The following is a 23,739-nucleotide window of genomic DNA, read 5'->3' as shown; positions in this document are numbered from 1 at the left end:
GAAGGAGCTTAATCATGGTATTAAGTACTGAAAGTAAAAAGGTTGAGATTGCAATTATTGGAGTAGGAGTAATAGGAAGTAAATTATTAAAGATGTTTTTAGAGATGGATCTGATTGAAGTGAAGTATGTCATGGATATAGATCCTAATGCTCCAGGAATCAAAATAGCAAAAGAAAATGATGTTAAAATAGCTACTGATTTAATGGAAGTTTTGAATGATGAAACTGTCAGATTGATTTTGGAAGTTACTGGTTCTTCAGAGGTGCTTGCTACTATTAATCAAAACTTAAATCCAGGTGTAGAGGTAATTAGTGGAGAAACCTCTTATTTGATCTTTGATATTATTAAGGAATATAAACAGTCACGAGAAGAGTTATTAAAATCGATCGAAAATAATATAAGAACATCAATAGAGATTGAGAAAGCTAGTAAAATTTATGAGAATTTTTTACCTAAAGATTTTCCAAAAATAGAAGAGTTATCATTTGCAGCTTATTATCAGCCAGCTGAGAATTTGGGTGGGGATTTTTATAATGTACTTAAAATAGGAAATAAATTGATTATTTATATTGTTGATATCAGTGGGCATGGTTTAGATGGAGCTATGCTTAATGTATTTGTAAGAGAGACGATCAATAGTTTCTTGCTAGCAAGTTCTGAATTATCTCCAAGTGAAATAATAGAATTTATTTTTGAAAAGTACTGCCAAGAGAATTTTCCTGATGATTATTTTATCTGTTTATTGTTAGGAGTTTTAGATTTAAATACAATGGAGCTTACTTATAGTAATGCCGGTTTTCAAATACCGCCGTTATTGATTGACCAACAAGGGCAAATTAGTGAGGATTCAACTGCTTGGTTGCCTATATCTGTAGCAATTGAAAAAGAATTATTTTTTAGGGAAAATATTGAAGAGGTAACCCTAAATATCACAGAGGGTGATACTTTATTATTAACAACTGATGGTCTGGTAGAAGAGGATGTAAATGGAGAGATGTATGGGAAAGATAGATTAAAGGATGTCTATAAAGAAAGTTATTATCTTCCTGCTCAAAAAATGGTAGATAATATAATTGGAGATTTTGAGCAATTTGCTGGTAAGACACAAGGTAAGGATGATATTACTTTTGTAGTGATTCAAAATGAATTTGAAGTTATAGATCAGCTAGAGGAAAGAATCAAGAGTGATTTTGATATGATGTATCAAGTTAAAGATAAACTATTGAACTTCATTGAATCTTATTATAAAAATGATCTTCATGTATTAGAAATGGGAATAATAGAGATGATTATGAATGCGATTGAGCATGGGAATAATTTAGAAAGAGAGAAAGAAGTTGTGATAGAGGTAGTAGTTACGAAAAATCATATTAAAGTAATGATTACAGATGAAGGTGATGGATTTAAATGGAATGATAAGTTTACTCAGCAATTGGATATCAGTGATGATTTTAAAGCTGATATTATCAGTGATCGCGGGAGAGGAATTATGTTAGCTAATTTATGTTGTGATACAGTTTATTATAATGAAAAGGGGAATAAGGTTACTTTAGTTAAGTTGCGTTGAATTACAAAACAGCTTAAGTCTAAGGCTGAGTTTGAGGTTAAGTCAAGCATTAAAACCATAAGGTCTTACTTAAACTTAAACTTAATCTTAAACTTAATCTCAATATTTATAGGAGGAGATAAAGATGAAGGCAGTAGAATTGACAGAGAATATTTACTGGGTTGGAGGAATTGATTGGGATTTAAGAAATTTTCATGGTTATTCAACTCAGCGAGGTTCAACCTATAATGCATATTTAATCATTGATGAAAAAGTGACTTTAATTGATACGGTTAAAGATTATTTATATGATGAAATGATCGAGCGGATTTCAAGCGTGATTGATCCAACAGAGATTGATTATGTTGTTTCTAATCATGTAGAGATGGATCATTCGGGAGGATTACCAGAATTAATGGAGTTAATACCTGAGGCTACAGTATTTACTTCACCTAAAGGAAAAGCGGGATTGAAGGCTCATTATAAAAAAGATTGGAATTTTAGTGTTGTTAAGAGTAACCAGAGCTTGGATTTGGGCCAACGTAGCTTACAGTTTGTATTGACGCCGATGGTTCATTGGCCGGATAATATGGTAGCTTATCTGCCAGAGGATAAGATATTGTTCTCTAATGATGCATTTGGTCAGCATATTGCTTCTTCAGAACGGTTTGATGATCAGTTAGCCTATGATGTAATCATGGAAGAAGCAAGTAAGTATTATGCCAATATAGTATTACCTTATAGTGGACAAGTCGAACGGATTTTACCGACAGTTGAGGAGTTAGATTTAGAGATAGTGGCTCCTTCTCATGGGGTTGTCTGGCGGAATCATATTGCTGAAATTCTTGAACAGTATGAAAAATGGGCCAACAACCAAACCGAAGAGAAGGCTGTAATAGTCTATGATACGATGTGGGATTCAACTAAAAAGATTGCTGAAACTTTAGGAGGGACTTTTGCTGCGCAAGGAGTTAGTACGAGAATGATGAGTTTAGATGCCAACCATATTTCTGATATTATGACTGAGGTGTTGACTGCTAAGTATATCTGTGTTGGTTCACCGACTTTAAATAATAACTTATTACCGAGTGTAGCTTCATTTTTGACTTATTTGAAAGGGTTGGCCCCTAAGAATCGTTATGGTCTTGCTTTTGGTTCTTATGGTTGGGGTGGTCAAAGTGTTGATCAGATAGAAGAGGTTTTAGAAGAGATTGGTTTTGAATTGCTTGAACAGATTAAATATCAATATATTCCAGATGGTGAGAAGTTAAAAGAGGAAGTAGCTGAGAAACTGGATGAAAGCAATGAATAGTTAATAATGAATAGTGAATAGTTAAGATCAAAACCTTTAAAGATATTAAATGGATAATATTCAATAGTGAGAGTGTCAGTGTCGGTGTGAGTGAAAAAACACAAGTTCAAAGACTCTTAAAGGGCTTGATTTTAACCGACACGCACCACTCACACTGACACTTTTTATATCAACTTAAATTAAAGGAAGCAACTACCTTTTCATCTGGATCTAAAGTGGGTCGCCAGATTTCTATCTTATCAGCTGTAGTTGTTATTTTTTTCGGTAAGCCATCTAAAGAGCGACAGAGATCGGTAAATTCATCTTCAGATAATTTCTTTCCAGAAAAATTGGTACTGGCAATCGTTATATGAAATTCCCAGTCACTATAATTTTCAATCGTTGAGAGATCTTCTTCTTTTAAGTTATGATGGATTTTAGTAGCTAATTTTGATAATGAAGTTGTGGTATTTAATTTAAGAGCTAAAAATTTATTGCTTAAATTATAGCATTTAAAACTATCAATTATGATCTTTATCGGTTCATTTCTAGAGCAGACAGTTGTTAAAATCTGTTCAGCTTGCTGACTAGCTTCTTTAGAAATCCGATTAAGTGTAATATGCAATTCAGGATAAAATTCACCTTTATAAAGATCAAAATGATTAGCGATAGCTTGCTGGATATTTAAAATTGGAGTTAAATTTTCCTTGTTTGGTACTAGCACAATAAATAACTCTTCACTTAAAGATGCAGGTTTAATCATCAAATTCCTCCAAAATATCAATGTAGTTATATCTTACCATATAATTAATCTGCTAGCAACCTCTTAGCTTTCAATTCGTTTTAATCCTGCTTTCTTAGCCATGTTAAGTGCTTGTTTATATTCTTGCTCTGTAATCCGCCGATTTAACTGTTCATCTTGACCAGCTCGATAAGCTGGGTAATATTGTTCCATGATATTGACGTAAGTATTAGCTGATAGCTCGTGATTGATAAATTCCATAATTTCTTGGCTTCCTGCTAAATTATTTGGAAGTACTAAGTGGCGAATTAATAGCCCCTGGTAGGCAATACCTGATTTAGTCTTTAAATCTCCTACTTGGCGGTGCATCTCTTTAACTGCTTTTTTAACTACTGATAGATACTTAGAGACTTTTGAATACTTTAAGCCTATCTCCTCATCAGCATACTTTACATCGGGCATATAGATATCAATCACTCCATCTAATAATTTAAGACCGGTTAAGTTATCATAACCTCCTGAATTATATATGAGCGGAATTTCTAACCCCAATTTAGTAGCCTCTAAAGTTGCAGCTAATAGAGCATGAATCATATGGCTGGGTGTAACAAAGTTGATATTATGGCAGCCTTGCCGTTGTAATGAGATCATAATTTCTGCTAACTCTTTGGCAGTGATTAGTTCACCTTGTTGTTGGTGGCTAGTGTCATAATTTTGACAGTAGATACACCTTAGATTACAGCTACTAAAGAAGATTGTGCCTGAACCGCGTCGACCGACTAAAGGAGTCTCTTCTCCAAAGTGCGGACCAAAGCTTGCCACCCTAATCTCTTTTCCTGTTTTGCAATAGCCGAGTTCATCTTGAGTACGGTCAACTAGGCAGTGATGAGGGCAGAGCTTGCAATCTTGTAGGATTTGATATGCTTTTTTTGCTCGATCGGCTAATTCTCCAGAGCGATAAAGTTCTAAATAACTAGGTTGTGGCATTTTAATCTACTCCTTCTATCTTAGATATTTTTAGACTCCGCAATCTATTTAAGGCAGCTCCAACTTCAATTAATCGAGGGCGAACATAGCTATCCTCGGGAGCTGAAAAGGGAGAAATAACCTCTAGACCTTGTCGATCGATCAGTTGATTAAGCTGAATTAAGCTGGTTAATAATGGAGTCTCTTGATTGAAGATTCCTTCTTGTTGAGCATAAGCAAGCATCTGACCAATAGTCTTTGTCTGTTCTTGATTAAGCAGTTGCTCTATCTGGCTTAGATCGATCTCTTCATTACCAAATTGTAATTTATCTTGATTATAAGCTTTAATCTTAGGTTTATTTCGAGAGAAAAAATCGATACTAGCTCGCTTAGGATAACGTCTGCTTAAGGCCCCAAATTGCTCTTGCTTTGTAAATGAGCGACCAGATGGATGGTTAGCTGCAACCTGCTTAGCTTTGTCGGTTACTTCATAAGGTTGATATTCTTCCATCATGATTACTTGATCGGCAATCTCGAAGTAATCACCGACGCCTCCAATTACTAAGATAGTAGAGGCATTATGTTGATCGAATAAAGGTTTCACCTTATCTATAAAGGGAGTGATCGGCTCTTGCTCATTAGCGACTAACTGTTGCATACGAGCATCCCTGATCATAAAGTTAGTAGCTGAAGTATCTTCATCAATCAATAATAACTTACTACCTAATTCGAGCACTTCCATAATATTGGCAGCTTGTGAGGTACTACCACTGGCATCTTCTGTACTGAAAGAGGTAGTAGCGAGATTTTGTGGTAGATTATTGATAAAGGGGCTAATATTGACCTGTTCGACCCTTCGACCATCCTCTGCTCGAATCTTGCTAGCATTTTCTCTAGTAACCACCAACTCCCGTCCATCTCCGGGAAGGTGATTATAGACTCCTTTCTCGATAGCTTGAAGGAGAGTTGATTTGCCATGATAGCCTCCGCCGACAATTAGGGTAATCCCTTCTTTAATGCCCATCCCTGAAACTTGGCCCAGGTAAGGTAGATTGAAGCTGACCTCTAATTCTGGAGGAGATTTGAAAGGAACCACTTGCTTGGTAAGAGGACGATCATCCTTACCACTCTTTCTAGGCAAGATTGAGCCATTAGCTATAAAGGTAACTAAGCCTTCTTCTTTTAGTCGATCACGTAAGATTTCCTGATCTTCTGTAGTCAAGATATGTCTTTCTAATCTTTTTGTATCCAAAGCAGTAAAGAAGAGTGTTTCTTTCACTAAAGTAGGAATCTCTTCTAATAGCATCTGCTTAGCCTCTTCAGCCAAGATTCTTCTTCCTTTAGCCGGCAATCCTGCTCTTAATCTAACTTCAATCATCTCGGAGTTGAATTTTATTGCTGTTCTTTCTAAGATCTCTTGACCGGTTCTGACAATATCAATTCGACCACTCTTACCTGAACCTCGTCTGCCTTTGACAGTCTCTTTGATAGTAGTAGCTATCTTGCGAGTTAGATAATCTGCAGTAGCTATCCGTCTGATCTTATTTTTGAATGTCCAGTCTGGAAAACTAGCAATATCTTGTTTGATTCTGATAAAGAGTTGAGAGGGAGTAGCAAAGGGATCGCCTTGTACATAGGGCAATCCTAGTTGATACTTTCCGTAATTATACCACTTCTGTTGTAGTCTTTTGTATGCTTTATAGCCTTTATGATCAATCTGGTTTAAAGATTTACTTAGATCACTTTTAGTAAACATATTTAGTAACCCCTTCTTAAACTTAAATTATTAATTATTAATTATTATGTTACATAATTAATAATTATATTAAGGATGGTTAGAGGAGGAGAGTGGTATAAGCTAGATTTGACAAATTAAGTAAGTTATGATATATTTAATGGCAGTTGATTTTTAAAAGTTTTGACGGGCTGTAGCGCAGTTTGGTAGCGCACTGTGCTGGGGGCGCAGGGGTCGCTGGTTCAAATCCAGTCAGCCCGACCAGCTATAAACGCTGATGTGGTAAGTGTTGATGCCTATTTTAAAAAATAGGTATTTTTTATTTTAAGCAGTTTTAGTTGCCATTCACTTGCCCAAATTAGCTACTGAAAATATTTTTGAGTTTTTGAACAGCTTCCTTCTGCATCGATGGAATGACATGAGAATAAGTGTCAAGGGTTTGAGTGATAGAGGAGTGTCCTAATCTCTCCTGGACTATCTTAGGGTGGACTCCAGCTTTAAGCATTAAGGTGGCATGAGTATGTCTTAAATCATGTAGTCGAAAGTTAGATAAATCAACCTTTTCAGCTACCTTATTAAATGATCTAGTAGCAAAACGTGGATTGAAAGGTCTACCATCTTCCCTACAAAAGACTAAGTTATAGATTTTATCGGCAGAAAACCAGATGGGCTTGCACCCCAAGAGTACTTCCTGCGGGGCGCCCTCTGGATGAATGCCGATATTTTTTATGCAATTAAATATTGCTTAAAAAATAAAATGTCCTCCCAACTTTCTATAAAACTCCCCTTTTCCTCCTTACATATATAATCTACTATGATATAATGTATATGTAAGGAGTGAGAACTAATGAAAAATGTTCAAATTAATATTTCTATTCCTGAAAACTGGAAAGATGAACTTGAGAATTTAGCAAGAATATATTCTGTTGAAGAAGAATCTACATTGACTTATTTAGACCTAATGCGTAGGGCTATGCAAGAAAAATATGAGTTAGATAGTGATGAGTAACGATTACAAAAGTTTAAGTCATTGTAGATATTTGGTGCAATATCATATTGTTTGGTGTCCTAAATTTAGATTTGAAGTCATACAGGGAGATATAGAACAATCATTAGAAAATATTCTTGCTAATGTATGCAATAAATATGAATATGAAATTTTAGAATTAGAAGTAATGCCAGACCATATACATATTTTTCTATCAGCCAAACCAACAGTAGCACCTACTGATATAGTTAGGACTTTAAAAAGTATTTCTGCAATAAAACTATTAAAAGAATATCCTAAACTAAAGAAATTCTATGCTCGCTGTGGTTCTCTTTGGAGTAAAGGGTATTTTGTTAGCACAATTGGGAATGTAAGCTCTCATACCATTAAGAGATACATTCAAAATCAAAAATCTAATTAGGAGGTGGAATTATGCAAACCAAAATTGTAGATAAAGCATATAGTTTTAGAATTATACCTAATAAAGAGCAAGAGGAATTAATCAATAAAAACATAGGTTGTGTTCGGTTTGTGTTTAACCACTTCCTAGCTCAATCTAAAGACAATAAATACTTGTCATATTCTAAATTTGCTAAACAATTACCCAAATTAAAGAAAGAATATACTTGGTTAAGAGAAGTTGATAGCATTTCTTTACAACAATCTCTAAAAGATTTAGATAAAGCATTTAAGTGTTTCTTTAAGGGTTTAGGTGGTTTTCCTAAATTCAAGTCTAAAAAGAATAATAAGCAATCTTATAGAACTCAATATTTCAAGCGTTCTAGTGGAACTGAAAGCATTGAGATAAAAGATAATAAAATCAAACTACCCAAACTTGGTTGGGTGAAATTTAGAAAATCTAGAGAAGTTACAGGTAAAATTCAAAATGTAACTATTAGAAAATCAAAAGCTCACAAATACTATATTTCTGTATGTGTTCAAGAAGAAGTAGAAGAACTACCTCAAATTGATAAAGCAATTGGTATAGACTTAGGTTTGAAAGATTTTTTAATTACCTCTAATGGTGAAGTGGTTTCTAATCCTAGAACTCTATCCAAATATGAAAAAAAGATTGCTAGACTAAATAAAAGACTTGCTAAGAAAGAAGAAGGTTCAAATAATTGGTGCAAAGTAAAGAATAAATTAGCTAGAGTACACGAGAAAGTAGCTAATATTAGAAAAGACTTCTTACATAAACTTTCAACTAAATTAATTCGTGAAAACCAAACGATAGTAGTTGAAAGCCTAAAAGTTAAGAATATGCTTAAAAATTCTAGGCTAGCAAAAAGTATCTCTGATGTATCTTGGTCTAAATTCGTTGACTATTTAAGCTATAAAGCTGAATGGTATGGTAGAGAATTAATTAAAATTGATACATTCTTCCCTTCAAGTCAACTTTGTAGCGAATGTGGATATCAAAATAAAAAGGTCAAAGCTTTAAGTGTTCGTGAATGGGAATGTCCGAAGTGTCATTCAATTCACGATAGAGATATAAATGCTAGTAAGAATATATTACAACAAGGTTTACAACTACAATTAGCTAATAGATAGACTATATCTACGAGTCTTAAAAAACAAGACTCTTCGTGAAAACCATAAAAACCATATCTACTGTCGGGCGGACAGAAATTTAAGCCTTTGGAGAACTTGTAAGACCAGTTTACACTTAATCCTTGAGATTAACTGTAAAAAGGCTAGGTTCTATGAATGAGGAATCCACGCGGGCTTGCCCCGTGGAGCGTCAAATTCGTTATTATACTCATCACCTAAGCGAAGCTTATTTTCTTTTTGCTCCCTATTTCTTCTTTTAAGAATCTTAATTATATCCTCATCAACATCGATTGGGCGAATACTAGATTTAGTTTTTGGTTTTCTAAATATTAAACCTTTGCGGGTTGGTTTAGTAACAGCTTGTTTTACATGAATTTTCCCGTTAAAATCTACATCTTGCCAACGTAATGCTAAAAGCTCACCACGTCTCATTCCAGTAAAAACTGCAACATATAAAAAATCGTATACCCAACCCTCAGCTGCATCTAATAACCTTTTTGTTCTGACCTCTTTTTTCAATGTGTGCCAATTTGAATACCTCCTTAACAGTGAGATTATGCTTTTTCAGAAAATTTCTAGCCTGTGATTCGATCAGTTCAAAGTTCATTAAACTCTCCTCCTTGCCATACTCATCTGTACTCAGCTATATTTTGCACTTACTCCTTAACATCTCCGTTTTCTTGCTTCTTATTTTCTTCTTCTAAATGGCCGGCCAGTTTTAATAGTCTAGTTTTAGGTATATCTAGACCTTTAGAAATATTGTTAATCGTTTTAATAGAAGGTTTCTTTCCCTTAGCCAATCTGCTTACTTCAGCATGGCTAATCCCACATAATTGACCCATCTTCCTATAGGAAAGGTAATGCCTTAAATAAAGCTATAAACCCTATTTACTCAGAAAATCTGGATTCTAAAGATACTATAGAAAATTTGTCTAACAGAAATACTATCCTTACAGAGATTACTACAGAGACTACTTACAAAGAAGAAGGAAGAGGGGTGCTCGCAAATTTTTATGAAAAAGCTTTGGGAAGAACGATTAATTCTTATCAGTTGGATTTATTAACAAGTTATTTAGACGATGGATTAAGTTTAGAAGTAGTAGTTTTAGCAATAAAAAAAGCGAGTGTCAATAATATTTATAGATTCTCTTATGTGAAGGAGTTACTTGATGATTGGTTGGCCCAAGGATTACTGACGATTAAGCAGGTTAAAGGTTATCTTAACCAGCGTAAAAATAAAGCAAAAAAGAAGAAGAACGAAACAGAGTTACCACAAAATATTCAAAACGCTCTAAGCCTAGTTGAAGAATGTGAGCTAGCAGAGGAGCTAGGTGGTGAGGTAGATGACTAAGACTGAGACTGCTAAGATACTATCTATTTTATCACTTGCTTATCACAAGTTTGAAGTTGATCGAGAAGGGGTTAAGTTAAAATTTTGGCATCAGATGTTGAAGGACTTTGATTATCAGGAAGTACAAGTAGCAGTCCAGAAGTTGGTTGCTGAACAGCCATTTATACCGACTATAGCAGATATTAGAAAAGCAGTGTTAGAAGTAACAACTGAAGATAGGTTAACCCCTGCAGGTGCTTGGGGAGAAGTAATAGAAGCAATTGAGCACTATGGTTATTGGAATAAGAAAGAAGCATTAAAGAGTTTAGATCCTTTGGTAGCTAAGACAGTTGATTATATGGGTTGGCGTGAGATATGTACTGAGACTAATACTGGAGTAATCAGAGGTCAATTTATCAAGATGTATAAGCAGCTAAAGAAGCGGGAGAAGAAAGAGAATATAATTCCTGATAGGTTACAAGGAGAGATAGATAGCATAGCTAGTAGTCAGTTACTTCTTGATTAACTGAAAATGTACCCTACTGCAGCTGCAGTAGGGTACTAATTTAAAAGGATTGATAAGATGAAGGGTTTTAGTAAGGTGGTTGAGGTTTTGTCTAATTATAAGAGGTATCAGGTTAGATTAAAGTCGATTAAGATTAAACTTAAGTTTGAAGTCTTAGATGAAGAGTTAAAGAGCAATTTGTTAGAGGAGAAAGAAGAGAAGGAGAAGGTTTTAAAGTTGATTGATAATGCTTTGGATGTTTTAGATCAAGATTTGGAGTTGCCATTGATCAGGGCTAAGTATCTTAATGAAGGGGTCAAGCAGGATAATCTAGTCTATAGAAGTAGGGAGTTTCCCTATTCAAGTAGTCATTACTATCGGATTAAGAAGAGGGCATTGAGAAAGCTGGATGATAATATCGGAGATTTATTGTGAATGAAATAATATTTGATTTATTTAGAAAGATATGCTATATTAATAATCGTGATTATTATATCGAGGTGATAAGTATGACTGATAAACTTAAAGAAGAGATTGAACTCTTGCGGAGAAGAATGACCAAAGAGGCTCAAGATAAAAATTTATTAGATGAAGGTGTACAGGCTGTTAGTCGAAAATTAGATAAGAAGATTGTTGAAATGATGAAGCGAGATAATTTGTTGGCCAGTTCTTAATAGAGCTGGTCTTTTATTTTTGTAAATTTTGGTTTAAGTTTCAGGAAAAATGTAGTAAAATAGTATTAATAATGTCTTTTGGTGGTCAAATTGTTCGTGAAGATCAAGTTATCCGCCATGCTAAATATTAGTTAAATAAAGGGAACCATGTATTTAGTTACTTTTAATATTAGTCTAAATATTGTATAATGATAATATAAGATAATGAGTTATAAAGTTAGTGAGGGATATAATATGAGAAAAGATATTTTAGATCCAAAAGTAGATTTTGTTTTTAAACAAATATTTGGCTCTGAGAAACACCCAGAAATATTAATTTCATTTTTAAATAGTGTATTTGCAACTAAAGGGACTAAAAAAGAAATAGTACAAGTTGAAATAGACAATTCAGATTTAGAAAAAGATTGGGAAGATGATAAATATTCAAGATTAGATATTAAAGCGACAGCAAATGATGAGACTAGAATCAATATAGAAATTCAGCTAAAAAACCAATATAATATGAAGAGAAGAACGCTATATTATTGGAGTAAATTATTTGAATCTCAAATAAAAGAAGGAGAAGCGTATGAAGAATTGCAGAAAACAGTAACAATAAACATATTGAATTTTAATTATTTGAAGATGAATGAGAGGTATCATAACACTTATATTTTAAAAGAAAAAGAAACTAATGAAATATTAACAAATTTGCAGGAGATACATTTCATAGAGTTGCCAAAATTGAATGAAGAGCAATTTGAAGATATAGGAAAAATAGAAAGTAAAAGAAAAGAGGATAACTTGATCCCTTGGGTATTATTTTTGAAAAATCCTGATAGTGAGGTGATAAAAATGCTTGAGGAAAGAATAGAAGAGTTACAGGAGGCAGCTGAAGTTTTAGAGGTTTTGAGTCATGACGAGGAAACTAGAGAGATTTATGAAAGAAGGCAAAAAGCAATTCATGATGAAATTAGTAATATAACTGGAGCTATAAAAGAAGTAGCCATGAATTTATTGGAACTCGATGTAGATATTGAGACTATAGTTAAAGCAACTGGACTTTCTGAAGAAAAGGTGAAGAAATTGAAATCACAAATAGATGAATAAATTTTTGAATATTAGTTATTTCCCTGAGTTTTATATAATTTAGGGAATATTTTTTATTATCATAATTGGGAATAAAATCTTATAAAGATTAATTATTCTATAATTTTGCAGATAAAATAAGATGATAACAGAGCACGGCGGATAACATGAGCTTAAACGACATCCAGTTTTGATTGCCTAAATGATAATTGGACTGACTGATGAAATTAACTAGCATTAAATAAAGTTGTATTGCAATACTGGGACGTCGCGAACCTGCGGAACGTCCCCGCTAACGGGTGAAAGTCCCGTCAAGGTAAAAACCAAAACCTTGTAGCACGAATGGCAACGTGGAGAGAAATCGAAATGTTGAAGTCTATTGACAAAGGTATCTAAAGGATACCGAGCAAATATACAGACTGCAACACCAGTGAACACATATTAGCTTCGAAAGGGGTAAATCTAGTGGTTGAACCTTTAACGTCTGGGTGAAAACAGCATATATAAATGAAAATGGCTGAAACATTTATATACACTAGCGGAGTATTAGTGGTGGTATGTATATAAGGATATGTTTGGAACTGGAGAAGCCCTCCTTCTTCCTGTGAGAAATCACTTGAAAAAAGAAGATTCTATAATCGAGACCCGAGAAATGAATTAGAAAAGAAGAGGGTGGCGGATGGGTTTGTAGTAGCTAAGATTATGAAGACAACAGAACTTCATATAGCGAAGAGACCCTACTATTTAATAACTTCTCTGACAAAATAGGAGGCAAGGGTGAAATGATAAAAGCATCCATTAGTTTGCAAGACTTGAGGAGGAGAATATATCTTAAACTGAAAGTGTAAAAACTGCTAGAAATGGACTAGCTAATGATTGTTATAAAACATAGTGAAAGTTGAGAGTAGTTTAATCTAATAAGGTTTAAGATGAAGTTGATAGAAAAGCTGTATGCGAGAGAATCGCACGTACAGTTTGAGGTGGCGGGGACTGGGAATCTAATATGGATGAGATATTGTGGCACTCACAGACGAAAGGGTGAGCAAACTGAGAACACAAACATCAACCTAAGTTAGAGCACCAGACTTCGACCCTACATGTGATATTGGACTAGTTGGTTTTAGATTTATTATGTGAAAGTAAAAAGAGAAAAAATAAAATTAGTAAAATCAGAGGGGAAATTTAATTTATTGGGTAATATCTAAGGAGGTATTATTTATATGGGATATAACAAAAACAAGTGGGTTGATAGGATTAGAAATAGAACTGATATTAGTGCGTATTTAACCCATTTAACAAAAGGGAAAAATGGGAATAGTGCAGTTGAAATATTGGTAAAAATTTTAGAGGGTGAGAAAATCATAGGATCTTTAGATGAAGGATATATAGCAGGCCCCAACAGAGCATGCTGTTTTCAAGAAGCTCCGATTTATGGTGTATGTCAGAATACTTTACATGAGAAAAAAACCAGAGAAGAAGTGGGAGGTGAAGTAAGATATAAACTAGTTGGACTTTCTTTTGGTAAACCATATGTTTATGCAAAGGGAGGAAGACCAGTTATATATGAAAAATTAGAAGAAGCGAAAGAATTTATAGATGAAGAAGAGTTATGGAGAGTAGTATCATTTGATTTAAGTGATAAAGATAATATAATAGATTGGACTCATGAAAGGGAATGGAGAGTAAAAGGAGATTTTGAATTTAGTTTAAAAAATGCTTATGTGCTTTTAAATAACCGTGAGTTGTATCAGAATTTTATTAATTTAGCTACTAATAATATCATTGAAAATCTTGGTGGAATAATAGTATTAAATCCTATATTGAGCTAAGTTTAAGATAGATAATCCAAGGTCACATAAACTAGCTAATAGCAACTAAGAAAAATATAAAATAACATTAGCTGATCGGCTTGTTAGATATTTTCTTAAAATTAAAGTTTACCCCGGTTGAAGGAGTGGAAAGCAGCATAGATGCTGAGAGCGGAGGTCTTCACGAAAGGGCTGATAAGCCCTGAAGGGACTTGTTCTTTAGTCAGCTTGTAGCTATGCTGTCTTGGAGCGACTGAAACGGGGCTATCGGCAGTTAGGGATAGTGGTACTGAGTGATTGTGTCAGTACTACTATCCCTTTGTTTTTGGTGTTGGCCCGTGCGAATAGATGTTCTTAAAATTAAAGGTAAACAAAAAAATTAACTGATATTACTCACCCATTGCCTGTATTTAACCCCTATTCTTCTTTCAGGCTGATCTAATAATTTATGTCCTGTGCTATATCATTTATAAGTCCGATAAGCAAGATTTACAGGAGTGTAATATATTTCACATTGACAAAGCCTATCCATATTCACAAAAGTGGTTAATTTTAGATTTAGAGAATATCAATCTATTAAAAAAAGTTATTTTTCGACTTGATTTGCAGGATAAATAATAGGTGAGGTAGAAAATGATAATATAAGGCTAGTGAAAAAAATAACGTTCACTTGAGATTAATTTAAAAGATTACTTTAATAATATAAAGGGGGGAGTTAATTGTCTTTGAAGAAGAAGTTAGCTATTATTATAGCAGTCTGTGTATTGTTATTATCTGTATTTATTAGTTTTTATATGATGAGGCAGTCTAATAATATGATTGAGAGAAATGAAGAGGAGCAGTATGACTTTTTGATCAATATAGTTCAAGATAGGCTCGCACAACAGATTGGAGAGGCAGAGTTATCTGTCCTGAATATTGCCAATAACCAGGAAATACAGAGATTATTTGCTGAAAGGGATAGAGAAGCATTACGGGAAATGTTACTTCCATCTTATGAAGCAATAGAGGATGATTTTGCTCAATGGCAGTTCCATCTTCCAGACTCCACCAGTTTTTTGAGATTACATAATCCTGATAGATATGGAGATAGCTTAAGAGATTTTCGACATACTGTTAATCAAGCTAATGAGGCTCAAGAAATTGTTGTTGGTTTAGAAGAAGGAAGAGGAGGATATGGTTTTAGGGCAGTTGCACCTATGTTTTACGAAGGGGAACATACTGGAACAGTAGAATTTGGTTCTGAGTTTGGAATTGAATTTTTGGAATCTTTACAGGAGAGCTTTAGTGGAGAGTATTTTATTTATACCTTAGGTGATAGTGTTGCTTGGGATGATAATGATAGTGAAGATAATAATCAATTAGCCGCTACTACTGATCAGGATCCTTGGGAGCTGGATAATGAGGTTATCAATAGAGTAAGAGAGGGAGAAAATGTGATAGAACTGATTGATGACGGAGCTTATTCAGTTTTATTAATCCCAATTCGTGATTATTCAGATCAAGTTCAAGGTTATATAAAGATTGTTAGAGATAGAGGAGATATATTAAGTAGAGCTAGTAATAATAGAAGAAATATAGCTATATCAGTTGTATTAGGAGTAATTATTATCTTAATTATTATCCTGAAATTTTTAGATCGATCTTTCAAGCCTTTAGAAAGAATGGTCAATAATATGGAGGAGGTTAAAGAAGGGGATTTAACCACTCGTTTAGAAGTTGATTCTAATGGTGAAATTGGCAAATTAGCAGATGTTTTCAATCAAATGGTTGAACAGTTACACAAAATGATACTTAACTTATTAAATACTGTGGAAGATTTATCAGCTTATAGTGAAGAATTATCTGCTTCGGCAGAGGAAGGTAATGCCACTATAGAGAATACTAATGATTTAATAGATAATATGTCTGCTGGAATTCAACAGATTTCGGCTAGTGCCCAACAAGTGGCCAGTTTTTCAGAAGAAGCTAATACTCAAACTAATATAGGGAGTCAAAATATTGAAGCTACAGTAAATAGTATAAAAGAAATTAATAGGGTAGTTGATGAAACAGTAGGGGTAATTAATAATTTAGATAATAGATCAGAAGAAATAGAACAAATTGTTGAAATGATTACAAATATAGCAGAGCAGACTAGTCTATTAGCTTTAAATGCAGCGATAGAAGCAGCTAGGGCTGGTGAATACGGACAAGGTTTTGCTGTAGTAGCAGAAGAAATAAGACAGTTAGCAGGTGAAACTGGAGAGGCAACTGAAAAGATTGCTAATTTAGTTGCTAAAACTCAAGAAGAATCTAAAAAGGGAATTGAGAAGATTAAACAGGTAGAGGAGAAAGCTGAAGAAGGTCAAGAAATTGTAGAAGAGACAGGAAAAGCATTCAATAAGATTTATAATTCAGTAGAGGAAACATCAACTCAGATCGAACAGACTGCTAATGCAACCAATGAGTTGGCCCGAAGTAGTGATCAGATAACAAATGCAACAGATGATATAAGTAATATGTCTGATGAAATTTCTAATTCATCACAGGAGTTAGCAGGAATGGCACAGGAGTTACAAAAGTTAGTAGAACAGTTTAAAGTATAAGTTCTTTTGATATATGAAAGTAAGAGGTGAAAGAGCCATTAAAGGAGATGACTCTTTCACCTTGTTTTTTTATTAGAAGCACTACTTTTCGTATGATAAGGTTACTGAGAAAAATGTTCGTGAAAGATTGATTCATAGCTCCATATTCTGGATCTATTGGAGAAGGAATTGCTGCTCTTAATATGTCAACCCCTAATTCATACCCAATCATTTGTTCAATTATATATAAAGCTACAAAAATAATTAAAGGTCTAACATAGCAATTTTTCCTGATGAGGGTAATGCCAATCCCCAAAGTAACACCAACACTCAAAATAGCACTAAATAAAATACGATTCATAACTTGCTCCTTTCTTGTTCGATAACCAATTATATATCACCTTATACATCTATACTCCTAACTAATAAACCACATATTGGCTAAGTAATGCTGCTAGTGAAAGTAAAAAGCCTATACTACTGAATACACCAAGCATTAGAAATTTCTTGTTTTCAGGCATTTTAATATAACAGCGGTTAGAGTCATATGAAGATAAATTATCTGATGTATTACTTAATAGTGGAGAAGATAACTGAAATATTTTATGAGGGTAGTTTTTAGATTTTTATTAAGCATAATGGATAGGTAAATTAGGGCTTGTGGTACTGAGTGGTTGTGTCAGTACTACAAGCCTTTAATGTTTTTATGGTGTTGGGGTGTTGGGCAGTCTGAAGAATAGAGATGGGATTTTGGTGGTAATTACTTTTGTGGGGGTAATAAACTTAAAGGAATCTTATCAGTTTCTTAATAGCTACTTAATATTTCCACCTTATAATATAAGTATAGAATAAAATTAAAGGAGGAGATAAATTATGAAGCGAATTATTAGTTTGGTAGTGGTTGGATTATTGGTTTTAGGAATGGCAACTGTAGCCTTTGGGTATGGTAGAGCAGGAACAAGGGGAGGTATGATGTCTCAAGATGAGGGGCATATGATGTCTCAGGGTGATTATAATAATGATTACTTAGACTTATCAGATGAGCAATTAGCAGAGATGAGAGCTTTAGAGGATGAGTATTACCAGCAAACAAGAGAATTAAATGATCAATTACGAAGAAAAAGGGATGATTTAAGATATTTGTATTCTCAGTCAGATACAAGTCAAAATGAATTAGCTCAATTACAAACTGAGATTAATCAGATAAGAGGAGCACTAAGTAGCTTACGGAATGAGTATGATTTAGCTGTAAGGGATATTTTACCTACTGAGCAGTTAGAAAGAACGAGTAGAACTGGTATGAGTAATGGTTTTGATCACCATAGGACTAATAATAGATCAGCGAATCAGGGAAGAAGTAGAGGTCATGGAATGATGAGTGTTAGATAAGCTATTAACTGAAGGTATAAAATTAAGACTATTAGATTAATAAGGCCAGTGGTACTGAGTGAGCGTGTCAGTACTACTGCCTTATTGTTTTGGGTTTAGTTGTTGGCCAACAAAACAACTCCAAACTCCCAGTCAGATCTTAAACAGATCTGGCTTTTTTATTTCGGGCCAACATTGTGCCAATCTTGGGAGTTGGCTGCTCTAAATATTGTGTATAATAATTGCAAATGTTGGAGGGAGGAATGGGCTTATTGATTACCTGCATTACTTAATGGGACTGACGGGAGGGGGGATTCACTACTGGCTAGGTGGTTATGATCAGTCCTTAAAATTTTTAATCAGTATAGTAATAGTCGATTATATTACTGGATTGTTATCTGCTTTTGTTTTAAAAGAGTTGAACAGTAAACTAGGTCACAGAGGAATACTTCGCAAGATTGGTCTTTTTTTAAGCATAGTAATTGCTCATTTGGCTGATGAAGTGTTAGGAAGTCAAGGGATGATTCGTTTAATGGCTATTTGGTTTTACATCTCTAAAGAGGGGATTAGTGCTGTAGAGAATTTGGCCCAGGCTGGGGTGCCAATTCCTAAAGCTTTGAAGAAAGCTTTACAACAGATTCAAGAGAAATAGGAGGGGTTTGATGAGTGAAGCTATTAGTATTTTGACAGCGACAGGACTGAATTTTGTTCCTGTCATTACTATAGTAGTCATGCTATTGAGAAATCTTTTTCCTGGTATAGATCCTTATTTTGAAAAAGGCTCTATAATCTTAGCTGAAGTTGATGATGTTTTAGATGGAATTTTGTTAGAGTATCCAGAGAACAATGCTTTAAATCGAGTTAATGATGTAGTAGAAAACTTAGTCCAGCAGCTAAAAAGAGCAGGTTATAAAGTTGATCAAGAAACGGAGGTAAAGATTGAGAATCATGTCAAAGGGAGATTAAAGAGAGAAGAAGGAGCTAATGTTTCTTGGGATGGTGATGATTTGAAGCTGGAGTATAATAAAAACTTTTAATCAAGGAGGAGATAAAATGAGAGGAGTAATTGATCGTTTTGTTGGTGATTTTGCAGTGGTGTTACTAGAGAAGCAAAGAGTGCAGTTGGATGTATTGAAGGATGAGATACCTGGAGATCCAGAAGAAGGGGATTGGCTACAGATTAAATTTATTCCCGACAAGAAGTATACTAAAGAGCGAAGAGAAGAAATGCAGAAGATGTTGGATAAGTTAACAGGTTAATATTATTTGATTTGGTCAGTGCCTTCGGGTGCTGACTTTTTTAGTAATGTTTGGAGTGTAGTCAAGATAAGGTGAGAGATAACTTTTCTACTTGAAAGAAATGTTAATTTATTGTATACTTTTAGTAGTTAACTTTATAATTATGATATAGGTATTTTCGCAAAGCTCCCTACTTTTTGTGCAAGATTGGGTTTGCGAAAATTTAGGGAATATTTGTGAAAGTAGAAGTAGCGTGAAGCCTGCTATCATAGGATCGAAGATATTGAAAATTCGCGGTTACAATCAACACTCCGTTAAGTAGGAGACTGAAAGAATTACCTATAGTTGTTTCATTCTGGTCATTACCATCAAGTTACAATCAACACTCCGTTAAGTAGGAGACTGAAAGTTTTCTTCAGCATCATCTTTTCTTTTACTCTTCAAAGTTACAATCAACACTCCGTTAAGTAGGAGACTGAAAGAACCCAAAACCCAACTGCCTTGCTTGTTGTTCTCGTTGGTTACAATCAACACTCCGTTAAGTAGGAGACTGAAAGGCAAGCTATTATCTTCTTTCGCTTCTGGCTCGATAGTTACAATCAACACTCCGTTAAGTAGGAGACTGAAAGATCCTAAAGACCACGTTGGGCCAACACCCTAAAAAAGTTACAATCAACACTCCGTTAAGTAGGAGACTGAAAGATCTAATGAGAAAAGCACCCCTCTCGGAGTGCTAACGTTACAATCAACACTCCGTTAAGTAGGAGACTGAAAGAAGTTGCTTAAGGTAATGTTACACAACCAGCCCGATATAGTTACAATCAACACTCCGTTAAGTAGGAGACTGAAAGTTCTATTACTCTTCTGCTCGTCTCAGCCACCCCCTGGTTACAATCAACACTCCGTTAAGTAGGAGACTGAAAGAAATAATCGAATACTTCTCTAGTCTTGCTGGCTGCTTTCAGTTACAATCAACACTCCGTTAAGTAGGAGACTGAAAGACTCCAAAAGAAGCAACAGAAGCAACTCCACTAGCGTTACAATCAACACTCCGTTAAGTAGGAGACTGAAAGAATAACCCACCCCCGCTATTACCCGAGTGGAATATTTGTTACAATCAACACTCCGTTAAGTAGGAGACTGAAGAGCAATGAATAGAGAACAATATTAAGTATTAAATGCTTTTAGAGAGTATTATGAGCTGATTTCTCTGTAATAGGAGAATTAGCTCTTTTTTTATTGGTGATTTAAATTTTTTTATTTTCATTCCCAGGGTGTTGGGAATGGGATATGTTACACTAGATTTAACGCTTGATTAGGAGGTGAAGTGATGGGGAGTGAATCATTGGTTGTCTCTGATTATGGTATTTTTATTGGTAAGAAAAGTGAGAGAGTAGTCTTAAAGAAGAAAAAGAAGATAATTAAAGAGGTACCATTCTTTAAATTAAAAGAGATCTTAATTACGACCTCAGCTGTATCTTTATCAGCTGCTTTAGTTCATGAATGTGCCAAGGCAGGAATTCAGATTGATTTTATTTCTTATAATGGAGATCACTTGGCCAAGCTTTCTTCATCAGCTATGTTGGGCACAATTAAGACGAGAAGAGAACAGTTATTTGCCTATGAAGATCAGCGAGGAGTGAAATTAGCGATTGCTTTTGCTAAAGGTAAGATAGAGAATCAAATAGTTTTATTGAAGTATTTAGCTAAATATCGTAAGAAGAAAGATCAAGATTTATATAGTTTGATTTATGATCAGATTGATAGGATTAAACAAATCAGTGCAGAGTTAAAAGGGATTGAGGGCCAACGAGTAGATGAAGTAAGGGAGTATATTTTATCAATAGAAGGTAGAGCTGCTAAGGAGTACTGGCAAGTGGTAAAGGAAGTGTTACCTGATAAGTTGGATTTTCCAGGTCGTAAGACCCAAGGGGCCAACGATTTAGTAAATTCACTGCTCAATTATGGCTATGGAATCTTATATTCTAGAGTAAGCAGTGCAATTTTACGAGCAGGTTTAGATCAATATGCTGGATTTTTACATGCTGACCGTCCAGGTAAGCCTTCTTTAACTTTAGATTTAATTGAGGAGTTTAGACAGACAGTTGTAGATAAGACTACAATAGGTTTGCTTAATCAAGGTATGAAGTTTAAATTAGAAAAGGGAAGATTAGAAGAGGAGTCAAGAAAGAAGTTTGCTAGGAAAATTTTGGATAGGTTAAAGAGTAAAGAACGGTATGAGGGGAAGAAGTATAGATTAGAGGTTATCTTACAGCGGCAAGCTAGAAAAGCTGCTAGCTTTATTCGTAAGGATCGAGCTTATTCTCCTTTTATAAGTGGGTGGTAAGATGTATAGCTTATTAATTTATGATATTTCTGACGATAAGATTAGAAGGAAGGTTTCTGAAAGCTGTAAGGATTATGGATTGAAGAGGGTACAGTGGAGTGCTTTTTTGGGTAAGCTCAATCATAATCGAAGAGAGGAATTGATGTTAAAGATAAGTAGAGTTTTGGGTGATGCAGAGGGGAATATTAGGCTGTATCCAATCTGTAGTAAGGATTTGAAGTTGATGCAAGAAATCGATCGTTAAAAGCAGAGAATAGTTAATAGTGTATAATGGATAGTTAAATACAATTTCAAGATTTAAAAGAATAAAATTAACTGTCAACTGTAAACTGATTTTTAAAAAGGGGTTGCTTAGATTGTTTAGAGTAACTGATGTGAAGCAGTATGCTTATTGTCCCAGGATTATTTATTTTATTTACTGTATGCCTCTAACGATTAAGAAGACTTATAAGATGGATTATGGGCAGTATCAACATGACAGAGCAGAAGAGTTAGAAAAGAGGAGGACATTACAGAGATATAATTTAGAAGAGGGTGAAAAATTGTATGGGGTTGATCTTTCATCTCAAAGGTTGGGATTAAAGGGGAAGATGGATCTATTAGTTGTTAAGGAAAGTGAGTACATACCAATTGAATTGAAGTATTCAACTAGAGAGCCGAGATTGAATCATAAATACCAATTAGGAGCTTATCTATTATTGATTGAGGATCAGTATGATGTTTCAGTTAGAAGAGGATTGATTCATTTAATTCCTAACCAGGAGACTTTTGAAGTGGAATTGACCCCAAGTTTGCGAGTAAAGGTGAAGGAGATAATTTCTAAGATTAAGGAGTTGGTAGCTAATGAGACTTTACCCGAAGCTAGCTATGAAAGATGGAAGTGTAAGGATTGTGAATATCAAAATTTCTGTGGTGATGTCTAATGTATTTTTTAACTGAAGAAGAGAAGCAAAAGCTGGTACGGGGTCTATTGCCTAAGTTCCGTAAAAATCAAGTTGTAGAAGAGCTTAGAGGGTGGAATTGGAATCAACCACCTTTAGAGCCAATTTATCAAAAAAGTTTAGCACTTTATGAAATTGCGGGTAAGTATTGTCCTACTGGTCGAGACCTATATCTGAGAAAGGTAGAGGGGGTTAAGACTAAGTGGAATCAAGCTATGATCCGGGGGATTATCTTTCATAATACTTTGACTAACCTCTTAGTAACTGCTAAGAAGCTAATCTATTTACATGGGGTGGAGGGGTTGGCCCGGATTATGGCAGATTTGAAGGAGCCTGACTTTGGAGCATTGGAAAGTTGGCAGAAAAGAATTGATGATGACTTTTATCTCCAGTTAAAGGAGAAGGTAGAGTTGATTTGGGAATTTGAATATAATCGCTTGGTCTTTAGGTTACAAGATCTATTGGCCAAGCAGCCTTATATTGGAGTTGATTCTCTAGCCAGTTTGACGATTCCGATTACGGTGGAGCAGAAGCTTGATGGCTCTTTTTTAGGATTAAGCCAATACTTAAGTGCCGATGCTTTTAACTTTTCAGAGCCGATGATCTTGGATTTGAAGTTTGGTCAGCCGAGGGACTTTCATAAACTAACGATTACCGGTTATGCTTTGGTGATGGAAGCAATTTATTCCTTTCCTGTCTCGATTGGGGCAATCATCTATCCAGAATTTAAACAAGGGCGATTAGCAATTAAGAAGGAATTTCAAGTTATTGATGATGAACTACGGCAGTGGTTTATTGAAGAGCGGGATGAAAAGATGAGGATGGTTAATGAAGAGATTGATCCTGGTGTAGCAGATAGTTGTTATCAAAGTTGCCCTTATTATCAGGAGTGTCATTGATGAAGCAGGTCTATTGTAATAAGTGTGATTTGTGGTATTGGACTCCAAAGGGTGATAAGGGGTTGGAAGATTGTCCATTTTGTAGCTTAGAAGTAGTTGCTGATAATCTATCAGTTAAGGATAAGAAGTTGATTAAGGAAAGTCAAGCAAGAATAATGAAGGAAAAATAAGTC

General features: G+C 34.6%; 27 protein-coding genes, 1 tRNA gene, 1 pseudogene and 1 CRISPR repeat array. Of the genes and pseudogenes, 22 read left to right on the top strand and 7 right to left on the bottom strand.

Annotation, left to right across the window (positions count from 1 at the left end):
- The first annotated feature begins 14 nt into the window (after positions 1-14).
- Positions 15-1,568, top strand: coding sequence for an ATP-binding SpoIIE family protein phosphatase (locus tag MWH28_RS05290; RefSeq protein WP_248618262.1), 1,554 nt, complete (start codon positions 15-17; stop codon positions 1,566-1,568).
- 124 nt (positions 1,569-1,692) lie between these two features.
- Complete coding sequence (locus MWH28_RS05285) at positions 1,693-2,859, top strand: FprA family A-type flavoprotein (protein WP_248618260.1); 1,167 nt, start codon at positions 1,693-1,695, stop codon at positions 2,857-2,859.
- Between the two features lie 169 nt (positions 2,860-3,028).
- Here MWH28_RS05285 and MWH28_RS05280 read toward each other — a convergent pair whose 3' ends face one another.
- From MWH28_RS05280 to MWH28_RS05270, 3 genes are all read right to left on the bottom strand, one after another.
- On the bottom strand, positions 3,029-3,601 hold the full coding sequence (locus MWH28_RS05280) for a 2'-5' RNA ligase family protein (protein WP_248618258.1): 573 nt from the start codon (positions 3,599-3,601) through the stop codon (positions 3,029-3,031).
- A 63-nt stretch (positions 3,602-3,664) separates the two neighbouring features.
- Positions 3,665-4,567: a radical SAM protein gene (locus tag MWH28_RS05275; RefSeq protein ID WP_248618256.1), complete on the bottom strand. Its 903-nt coding sequence runs from the start codon at positions 4,565-4,567 to the stop codon at positions 3,665-3,667.
- A 1-nt stretch (position 4,568) separates the two neighbouring features.
- Positions 4,569-6,302: an ABC-ATPase domain-containing protein gene (locus MWH28_RS05270; protein ID WP_248618255.1), complete on the bottom strand. Its 1,734-nt coding sequence runs from the start codon at positions 6,300-6,302 to the stop codon at positions 4,569-4,571.
- 166 nt (positions 6,303-6,468) lie between these two features.
- On the opposite strand from MWH28_RS05270, the gene MWH28_RS05265 reads away from it, so the two are divergent.
- A tRNA-Pro gene (locus MWH28_RS05265) sits at positions 6,469-6,545 on the top strand.
- Between the two features lie 94 nt (positions 6,546-6,639).
- On the opposite strand, the gene MWH28_RS05260 is transcribed toward MWH28_RS05265, so the two are convergent.
- Positions 6,640-6,963, bottom strand: a complete 324-nt coding sequence (locus MWH28_RS05260) for a tyrosine-type recombinase/integrase (protein WP_248618254.1) — start codon at positions 6,961-6,963, stop codon at positions 6,640-6,642.
- Positions 6,964-7,128: 165 nt separating this feature from the next.
- Between MWH28_RS05260 and MWH28_RS05255 the strand changes: the two genes are divergently transcribed.
- The 3 genes from MWH28_RS05255 to tnpB are packed head-to-tail and all read left to right on the top strand — an operon-like array spanning position 7,129 to position 8,820.
- On the top strand, positions 7,129-7,290 hold the full coding sequence (locus MWH28_RS05255) for a hypothetical protein (protein ID WP_248618253.1): 162 nt from the start codon (positions 7,129-7,131) through the stop codon (positions 7,288-7,290).
- Positions 7,280-7,690, top strand: coding sequence for an IS200/IS605 family transposase (tnpA, locus tag MWH28_RS05250; RefSeq protein ID WP_428323571.1), 411 nt, complete (start codon positions 7,280-7,282; stop codon positions 7,688-7,690). The genes MWH28_RS05255 and tnpA overlap by 11 nt, the downstream gene beginning before the upstream one ends.
- A gap of 11 nt (positions 7,691-7,701) precedes the next feature.
- On the top strand, positions 7,702-8,820 hold the full coding sequence (tnpB, locus tag MWH28_RS05245; protein WP_248618251.1) for an IS200/IS605 family element RNA-guided endonuclease TnpB: 1,119 nt from the start codon (positions 7,702-7,704) through the stop codon (positions 8,818-8,820).
- A gap of 150 nt (positions 8,821-8,970) precedes the next feature.
- Here tnpB and MWH28_RS05240 read toward each other — a convergent pair whose 3' ends face one another.
- Together MWH28_RS05240 and MWH28_RS05235 are read right to left on the bottom strand one after the other, a co-directional pair.
- A complete protein-coding gene (locus MWH28_RS05240) occupies positions 8,971-9,339 on the bottom strand; it encodes a site-specific integrase (protein WP_248618250.1) in 369 nt (122 codons plus the stop codon).
- 137 nt (positions 9,340-9,476) lie between these two features.
- Positions 9,477-9,668 (bottom strand): annotated as a pseudogene (locus MWH28_RS05235) (hypothetical protein); the annotation flags it as partial.
- A gap of 149 nt (positions 9,669-9,817) precedes the next feature.
- On the opposite strand from MWH28_RS05235, the gene MWH28_RS05230 reads away from it, so the two are divergent.
- The 7 genes from MWH28_RS05230 (at position 9,818) to MWH28_RS05200 (ending at position 16,793) form a co-directional block, all read left to right on the top strand.
- The gene (locus MWH28_RS05230) at positions 9,818-10,171 is read left to right on the top strand and encodes a DnaD domain-containing protein (RefSeq protein WP_248618248.1); all 354 of its coding nucleotides are present in this window, start codon (positions 9,818-9,820) and stop codon (positions 10,169-10,171) included.
- The gene (locus MWH28_RS05225) at positions 10,164-10,676 is read left to right on the top strand and encodes a replicative helicase loader/inhibitor (RefSeq protein ID WP_248618247.1); all 513 of its coding nucleotides are present in this window, start codon (positions 10,164-10,166) and stop codon (positions 10,674-10,676) included. Before MWH28_RS05230 ends, MWH28_RS05225 begins: the two co-directional genes overlap by 8 nt.
- 57 nt (positions 10,677-10,733) lie before the next feature.
- Positions 10,734-11,090, top strand: coding sequence for a hypothetical protein (locus MWH28_RS05220; RefSeq protein ID WP_248618246.1), 357 nt, complete (start codon positions 10,734-10,736; stop codon positions 11,088-11,090).
- On the top strand, positions 11,087-11,329 hold the full coding sequence (locus MWH28_RS05215; protein WP_248618245.1) for a Spo0E family sporulation regulatory protein-aspartic acid phosphatase: 243 nt from the start codon (positions 11,087-11,089) through the stop codon (positions 11,327-11,329). Before MWH28_RS05220 ends, MWH28_RS05215 begins: the two co-directional genes overlap by 4 nt.
- 234 nt (positions 11,330-11,563) lie before the next feature.
- A complete protein-coding gene (locus MWH28_RS05210) occupies positions 11,564-12,418 on the top strand; it encodes an Rpn family recombination-promoting nuclease/putative transposase (protein WP_248618244.1) in 855 nt (284 codons plus the stop codon).
- 1,199 nt (positions 12,419-13,617) lie between these two features.
- Positions 13,618-14,226: a hypothetical protein gene (locus tag MWH28_RS05205; protein WP_248618243.1), complete on the top strand. Its 609-nt coding sequence runs from the start codon at positions 13,618-13,620 to the stop codon at positions 14,224-14,226.
- A gap of 698 nt (positions 14,227-14,924) precedes the next feature.
- A complete protein-coding gene (locus tag MWH28_RS05200; RefSeq protein WP_248618241.1) occupies positions 14,925-16,793 on the top strand; it encodes a methyl-accepting chemotaxis protein in 1,869 nt (622 codons plus the stop codon).
- On the opposite strand, the gene MWH28_RS05195 is transcribed toward MWH28_RS05200, so the two are convergent.
- Complete coding sequence (locus MWH28_RS05195; protein ID WP_248618239.1) at positions 16,783-17,133, bottom strand: hypothetical protein; 351 nt, start codon at positions 17,131-17,133, stop codon at positions 16,783-16,785. The genes MWH28_RS05200 and MWH28_RS05195 overlap by 11 nt on opposite strands.
- A gap of 512 nt (positions 17,134-17,645) precedes the next feature.
- Between MWH28_RS05195 and MWH28_RS05190 the strand changes: the two genes are divergently transcribed.
- The 9 genes from MWH28_RS05190 (at position 17,646) to MWH28_RS05150 (ending at position 23,736) form a co-directional block, all read left to right on the top strand.
- Entirely contained in the window at positions 17,646-18,161 is a 516-nt protein-coding gene (locus MWH28_RS05190) for a Spy/CpxP family protein refolding chaperone (RefSeq protein WP_248618237.1), read from the top strand.
- Positions 18,162-18,369: 208 nt separating this feature from the next.
- A complete protein-coding gene (locus MWH28_RS05185) occupies positions 18,370-18,792 on the top strand; it encodes a phage holin family protein (protein WP_248618236.1) in 423 nt (140 codons plus the stop codon).
- 10 nt (positions 18,793-18,802) lie between these two features.
- Positions 18,803-19,177, top strand: coding sequence for a hypothetical protein (locus MWH28_RS05180; protein ID WP_248618235.1), 375 nt, complete (start codon positions 18,803-18,805; stop codon positions 19,175-19,177).
- Positions 19,178-19,193: 16 nt separating this feature from the next.
- Complete coding sequence (locus MWH28_RS05175; RefSeq protein ID WP_248618234.1) at positions 19,194-19,400, top strand: DUF3006 domain-containing protein; 207 nt, start codon at positions 19,194-19,196, stop codon at positions 19,398-19,400.
- Positions 19,401-19,675: 275 nt separating this feature from the next.
- Positions 19,676-20,526: direct repeats of the CRISPR family, unit length 37 nt; unit sequence GTTACAATCAACACTCCGTTAAGTAGGAGACTGAAAG.
- A 183-nt stretch (positions 20,527-20,709) separates the two neighbouring features.
- Entirely contained in the window at positions 20,710-21,726 is a 1,017-nt protein-coding gene (gene cas1 / locus MWH28_RS05170) for a CRISPR-associated endonuclease Cas1 (RefSeq protein WP_248618233.1), read from the top strand.
- A gap of 1 nt (position 21,727) precedes the next feature.
- Positions 21,728-21,970: a CRISPR-associated endonuclease Cas2 gene (cas2, locus tag MWH28_RS05165; RefSeq protein WP_248618232.1), complete on the top strand. Its 243-nt coding sequence runs from the start codon at positions 21,728-21,730 to the stop codon at positions 21,968-21,970.
- Between the two features lie 112 nt (positions 21,971-22,082).
- A complete protein-coding gene (gene cas4 / locus MWH28_RS05160) occupies positions 22,083-22,649 on the top strand; it encodes a CRISPR-associated protein Cas4 (RefSeq protein ID WP_248618231.1) in 567 nt (188 codons plus the stop codon).
- Positions 22,649-23,566, top strand: a complete 918-nt coding sequence (gene cas4a, locus MWH28_RS05155; RefSeq protein WP_248618230.1) for a type I-A CRISPR-associated protein Cas4/Csa1 — start codon at positions 22,649-22,651, stop codon at positions 23,564-23,566. Before cas4 ends, cas4a begins: the two co-directional genes overlap by 1 nt.
- A complete protein-coding gene (locus MWH28_RS05150; protein ID WP_248618229.1) occupies positions 23,566-23,736 on the top strand; it encodes a hypothetical protein in 171 nt (56 codons plus the stop codon). Before cas4a ends, MWH28_RS05150 begins: the two co-directional genes overlap by 1 nt.
- Positions 23,737-23,739 lie beyond the last annotated feature (3 nt).

The sequence above is a fragment of the Natroniella sulfidigena genome (genome assembly GCF_023223645.1).
Classification (GTDB): domain Bacteria; phylum Bacillota; class Halanaerobiia; order Halobacteroidales; family Halobacteroidaceae; genus Natroniella; species Natroniella sulfidigena.
The sequence above is the reverse complement of the archived record's forward strand: the minus strand, read 5'-3'. Positions and strand labels throughout refer to the sequence as shown.

Coding starts and splice junctions, on each gene's coding strand:
- MWH28_RS05290 (WP_248618262.1), top strand. CDS start 15: ATGGTATTAAGTACTGAAAGTAAAAAGGTTGAGATTGCAATTATTGGA.
- MWH28_RS05285 (WP_248618260.1), top strand. CDS start 1,693: ATGAAGGCAGTAGAATTGACAGAGAATATTTACTGGGTTGGAGGAATT.
- MWH28_RS05280 (WP_248618258.1), bottom strand. CDS start 3,601: ATGATTAAACCTGCATCTTTAAGTGAAGAGTTATTTATTGTGCTAGTA.
- MWH28_RS05275 (WP_248618256.1), bottom strand. CDS start 4,567: ATGCCACAACCTAGTTATTTAGAACTTTATCGCTCTGGAGAATTAGCC.
- MWH28_RS05270 (WP_248618255.1), bottom strand. CDS start 6,302: ATGTTTACTAAAAGTGATCTAAGTAAATCTTTAAACCAGATTGATCAT.
- MWH28_RS05255 (WP_248618253.1), top strand. CDS start 7,129: ATGAAAAATGTTCAAATTAATATTTCTATTCCTGAAAACTGGAAAGAT.
- tnpB (WP_248618251.1), top strand. CDS start 7,702: ATGCAAACCAAAATTGTAGATAAAGCATATAGTTTTAGAATTATACCT.
- MWH28_RS05225 (WP_248618247.1), top strand. CDS start 10,164: ATGACTAAGACTGAGACTGCTAAGATACTATCTATTTTATCACTTGCT.
- MWH28_RS05220 (WP_248618246.1), top strand. CDS start 10,734: ATGAAGGGTTTTAGTAAGGTGGTTGAGGTTTTGTCTAATTATAAGAGG.
- MWH28_RS05210 (WP_248618244.1), top strand. CDS start 11,564: ATGAGAAAAGATATTTTAGATCCAAAAGTAGATTTTGTTTTTAAACAA.
- MWH28_RS05205 (WP_248618243.1), top strand. CDS start 13,618: ATGGGATATAACAAAAACAAGTGGGTTGATAGGATTAGAAATAGAACT.
- MWH28_RS05195 (WP_248618239.1), bottom strand. CDS start 17,133: ATGAATCGTATTTTATTTAGTGCTATTTTGAGTGTTGGTGTTACTTTG.
- MWH28_RS05190 (WP_248618237.1), top strand. CDS start 17,646: ATGAAGCGAATTATTAGTTTGGTAGTGGTTGGATTATTGGTTTTAGGA.
- MWH28_RS05180 (WP_248618235.1), top strand. CDS start 18,803: ATGAGTGAAGCTATTAGTATTTTGACAGCGACAGGACTGAATTTTGTT.
- MWH28_RS05175 (WP_248618234.1), top strand. CDS start 19,194: ATGAGAGGAGTAATTGATCGTTTTGTTGGTGATTTTGCAGTGGTGTTA.
- cas1 (WP_248618233.1), top strand. CDS start 20,710: ATGGGGAGTGAATCATTGGTTGTCTCTGATTATGGTATTTTTATTGGT.
- cas2 (WP_248618232.1), top strand. CDS start 21,728: ATGTATAGCTTATTAATTTATGATATTTCTGACGATAAGATTAGAAGG.
- cas4a (WP_248618230.1), top strand. CDS start 22,649: ATGTATTTTTTAACTGAAGAAGAGAAGCAAAAGCTGGTACGGGGTCTA.
- MWH28_RS05150 (WP_248618229.1), top strand. CDS start 23,566: ATGAAGCAGGTCTATTGTAATAAGTGTGATTTGTGGTATTGGACTCCA.